Below are 1,994 nucleotides of genomic sequence, written 5' to 3'. Positions count from 1 at the left end.
CTTGTACTTCGTAGGGGCCCAACTGCTCATGCCTACCGGCTATCATGCTGGATTCATGCAGTGAATCCCTCGCACGATTTGTGCAACAAGGCCCAGGGTTGGTGGAAAGATTGATGTTACTGTTTCTGCGATTGGGGATGCGAGCAGTTTGCTTGGCGGCACGCTGATAATGACTCCCTTGAATGCCGCAGACGGAGAAATTTATGCTGTGGCTCAGGGCGCTATCATCGCTGGAGGTATCGGAGTCGAAGGGGATGCAGCGCAGTTGGTCCAAGGTGTTCCCACGGCGGGGTCAATTCCGGCTGGCGCACGGGTGGAAAGAGAGGTGGATTTCGATTTTCTTTCTTTGCGAAATTTGCGCTTAGCCCTGCGTGACCCGGATTTTTCCACGGCCGTCTCCATTGAAAGGGCCGTAAATTCCTTCTTCGGGTCACGCGTGTCGGAAGCCGTGGATTCTGGAACCGTCAATTTTTCAGTTCAATCTCTTGGAGGTCGAGGGTTGGTCCGGGCAATTTCGGAAATTGAAAATATAGCCATAGAGCCGGAACAGAAGGCGAGGGTTGTTGTGGATCAAAGGTCGGGCACAATTGTAATTGGTGAAAATGTAAGAATTTCGCGCGTTGCGGTTGCGCAAGGTAATTTAACACTGCGAGTTGAAGAGGAGCCATTGGTGGTGCAGCCAAATCCATTTTCAGAAGGTGAGACGATAGTGGTTCCCAGGACGAACGTCGGTATTGAGCAGGAGCCGGGGACGGGTCTTGCCGAAATTCAGGGTGGAGCGGATCTTTCCGACGTTGTGTCCGGTCTTAACGCCCTAGGGGTGTCCCCGAGGGATATGATTGATATTCTAAAGACCATAAAATCTGCCGGAGCTCTTCATGCCGAGTTCATCGTAAAGTAGATCTGTTGATCTACGGTTCCGATCGGCGTTGTTGCAGAACTCATCGGCTTCCGGGATTCACGGCGTGAATCCGGTGGGTTAAGAGCCTGCCATGACGAAGCCAGAACCCGCTCGGTACCGTACGACCAACTGGAAATCCTGCAATGCCGCCTTGAAGCGGCGCGGGTCGCTTCTCGTTTGGGTGTACAGGGACATGGCCTGGCTCGCGCCGAAGGCAGGCAAGCTCTGGCGTCCGCCGGTCTTCCCGGAATGAGGAGGATCCGCGGACGGTCCGGGGGACCGTCTGCCCGACGAGTGCGATCCAGTTCTGCCTCATGGTGAAGGTCCTGTCCGGCCTGCCGTTGCGCCAGATCGAGCCATGGGAACGCCATGGGTCCGAGTGAGTTGCCCATCGCGGCGCCATCAGTCCGAGCCCGATGGGCGCCGGCGCATCCACTGGCAACTCGCCGGTGACGGCGCCGATTTCCTCGTCGTCCGGGATCTGGTCCAGAAGGTCCGGCAGAACCGGGCTGTCACCCTCGCGGCTGGATGTGAATTCCACGGTCCGGATGTCGCCCGTCGCGACGTCCATGGCCAGATGGACCTTGCGGTACTGGCGTTGACCTGAGACCCGCATCTTCCTCCAGTTTGAGGTTGAGTCCGCCCCAACCAGGAGACGGACAATGAAGCGATCAAGGTTCAGCGAAGAGCAGATCATCGGGATGCTGAAGGAGCAGGAGGCGGGCATGGCGACGGCCGATGTCTGCCGCAAGCACGGGGTCAGCACGGCGACGTTCTACAAATACAAGGCGCGGTTTGGCGGTCTTGAGGTGTCGGATGCCCGACGTCTCAGGGCGCTTGAGGACGAGAACGCCAAGCTGAAGAAGCTGCTGGCAGAGGCCATGCTCGAGCGCGCCAGTGAAGGCGCCATTGGTTCGAGCCCAATGGCGCGCGCGATCCTGAAGGATGTCGCGTCGCGAAAGTGGTAACGCCCGGCGTGAGGCGGGAAGCGGTGGCACATGTCGTGGCGTTCCACGGGGTGAGCCAACGACGGGCGTGCAAGGCTTTGGCGGTGGACCGGTCGAGCGTGCGCTATCGCAGCGTGCGACCGGAT

Annotated in this window: 4 pseudogenes; 3 read left to right on the top strand and 1 reads right to left on the bottom strand. The window is 58.6% G+C overall.

Features of this window, described 5'->3' with window-relative positions:
- Positions 1-94 precede the first annotated feature (94 nt).
- Both flgI and FGX59_RS36645 read left to right on the top strand, forming a co-directional pair.
- Positions 95-901: pseudogene (flgI, locus tag FGX59_RS36650) on the top strand (flagellar basal body P-ring protein FlgI); the annotation flags it as partial.
- Between the two features lie 91 nt (positions 902-992).
- A pseudogene (locus FGX59_RS36645) lies at positions 993-1,251 on the top strand (transposase); the annotation flags it as partial.
- Between the two features lie 97 nt (positions 1,252-1,348).
- On the opposite strand, the pseudogene FGX59_RS36640 reads toward FGX59_RS36645, so the two are convergent.
- Positions 1,349-1,508, bottom strand: a pseudogene (locus FGX59_RS36640) (transposase); the annotation flags it as partial.
- 55 nt (positions 1,509-1,563) lie between these two features.
- Here FGX59_RS36640 and FGX59_RS39195 point away from each other — a divergent pair.
- Positions 1,564-1,994 (top strand): annotated as a pseudogene (locus FGX59_RS39195) (transposase); the annotation flags it as partial.

The organism is Poseidonocella sp. HB161398, from assembly GCF_005870025.1.
GTDB lineage: Bacteria > Pseudomonadota > Alphaproteobacteria > Rhodobacterales > Rhodobacteraceae > Mangrovicoccus.
This window is presented reverse-complemented; position numbering and strand designations above follow the sequence as displayed.